The organism is Rhodococcus sp. EPR-147 (assembly GCF_001647185.1).
GTDB lineage: Bacteria > Actinomycetota > Actinomycetes > Mycobacteriales > Mycobacteriaceae > Rhodococcoides.
On sequence record NZ_LVCU01000449.1, the window covers coordinates 1 to 2,268 of the forward strand.

The following is a 2,268-nucleotide window of genomic DNA, read 5'->3' on the forward strand; positions in this document are numbered from 1 at the left end:
CCTCCCGCACCGGTCCCCGCGAGATCTCGAGTTCCGCGGCGACGTTGGCCTCGTTGATCTGCTCCCCGGGGGCGTAGGACCCGTCGATGATGCGGTCGCGAATCTGGTCGGCAATGACCATCGACGTGTTGCGTGCGTCGATGGGCGTCAATCGTCTCGAACTGGGCATGATCGAAAACCTCTCTCAGCCTCGGGGAATGGCGAAGTATTTGTACTCCAGAAACTCGTCTATTCCGACTTTTCCGCCCTCGCGGCCGAGTCCGGACTGTTTGACGCCACCGAACGGCGCAGCCGGATTGGACACCAGACCCGTGTTGAGGCCGACCATTCCCACCTCGAGGCGCTCCCCCATTCGCAGAGCCCGGTCGATGTCCTGGGTGAAGACATATCCGACGAGTCCCCATTCGGTGTCGTTCGCGAGGGCGATCACCTCGTCCTCGGTGTCGAACGGGACGATTGCGGCCACCGGTCCGAAGATTTCCTGGGACATCAGATCCGACGCCGCATCGACATCGGTGAGGACCGTCGGCGGGTAGAAGTAACCGGGTCCGTTCGGAGCCGCTCCCCCGACGATCGCACGTGCGCCACGCCCGAGGGCGTCGTCGACGAGTGTCTGCACCTTGGCGCGGCCCGCCTCGTCGATCAGCGGACCCACCTCGGTTCCGTGCGCACTACCGGCCCCCACCGACAGCGCACCCATGCGCTCGGCGAGCTTGTCCGCGAACTGCGTTGTGACACTGCGATGTACGAAGAACCGGTTGGCGGCGGTGCACGCCTCACCCATGTTGCGCATCTTGGCGACCATCGCACCGTCCACGGCGCGGGCGAGGTCGGCGTCGTCCATGACGATGAAGGGTGCGTTGCCGCCGAGCTCCATCGAGGTGCGCATCACCGTCGACGCAGCTTGCTCGAGCAGAATCTTGCCCACCGCCGTCGATCCGGTGAAGCTGATCTTGCGGGCCGCACCGCTGCTCATCCACGAGCCCACGACACCCGACGCGTCGGTGGTGGTCACGACGTTGACCACTCCCGCCGGAACACCCGCGTCGTGCAGGATTTCCGCCAGGGCCAGTGCGGTCAGCGGCGTCTGCTCGGCGGGCTTGAACACCACGGTGCATCCCGCAGCCAACGCCGGTCCGATCTTACGAGTTCCCATGGCCAACGGGAAGTTCCACGGAGTGACGAGAATGCACGGACCCACCGGTGCCCGGGTGACCACGATGCGGTTCTTGCCGTCTCCGGTGAGGGTGTGATCGCCCGAGATGCGCACCGCTTCCTCGGAGAACCAGCGAAAGAACTCGGCACCGTACGCCACCTCACCACGAGCGTCGGCCAGTGGCTTTCCCATTTCCGCGGTGATGATCTCAGCGAGCTCCTCTTGCCGCGCCATGATCAATTCGTATGCTCTGCGCAGGATTTCGCTGCGTGCCCGCGGCGCAGTCGCGGCCCAGTCGGCGGCGGCATCGACCGCTGCGGCCATGGCGTTGTCGGCATCGACGATGCCGCCGTCGGCGACCCTGGCGATGACCTCGCCGCTGGCAGGATCGACGACATCGAAGCGGGCATCGGATGCCGCGGCAGTCCACGCGCCTCCGACGAACAGTTCGGTCGGAGCAGTGATCTCCGGACGCGTGAGGCTGGTCGAGCTGGCGGTCATGGCCGCGGTCCTTTCGTCGAACGTGGATCGAGTACTTGCGCCAGGTGTACGGACGCATCGCTGGTCAGGTCACCGGTGAGTTGCCGCACCTGCATGTGGCAGGAGAATCCGTCGGTCAGAATCGGGTTATCGGGCTCGGCGGCGCGAACCGCCGGGGCGAGGGCCTGCTCGGCCACGGCCATGCTGAGCTCGTAGTGCCGAGACTCGAAGCCGAAGTTTCCTGCGACCCCGCAGCATCCGGTGGCCTCGCGCACCGCCTCGATACCGACGGCGGCCAACGCCGTGCGCTGGGTGGCGTTGCCGAACACCGCGTATTCGTGGCAATGGGTCTGCACCGTCACCGATTCGGGAACCTCGGCCGAGGGCACCCACCCGGCAGCGGCCTGGTCGATCACCGCGCCGGCGAAACTCTGCACCCGAGCCGCGACCCGTCTCGCGGCCGCGGTGGGAACCAGCTCCGGCATGTCCTTGCGGAACGCCGCGGCGCAGCTCGGTTCGGTGACGACGATGGGTCGGTCGGTGCCGTCGTCCAGTGCAGCAACGGCTTTCGTGAGGTGCTTGCGGGCGGCCTTCAGCTGGCCAGTCGAAATCCAGGTCAGGCCACAGCACAC

At 66.4% G+C, this 2,268-nt stretch carries 3 protein-coding genes; all 3 read right to left on the reverse strand.

Annotated elements, in window-relative coordinates:
* The coding region (locus A2J02_RS19570) for a GntR family transcriptional regulator (protein ID WP_331712152.1) at nucleotides 1-169 on the reverse strand (169 nt) is incomplete at its 3' end.
* 15 nt (nucleotides 170-184) lie between these two features.
* Nucleotides 185-1,657, reverse strand: a complete 1,473-nt coding sequence (locus A2J02_RS19575; RefSeq protein ID WP_068052442.1) for an NAD-dependent succinate-semialdehyde dehydrogenase — start codon at nucleotides 1,655-1,657, stop codon at nucleotides 185-187.
* On the reverse strand, nucleotides 1,654-2,268 hold a 615-nt coding region (locus A2J02_RS19580; protein ID WP_197478075.1), incomplete at its 5' end, for a (Fe-S)-binding protein. The genes A2J02_RS19575 and A2J02_RS19580, both read right to left, overlap by 4 nt.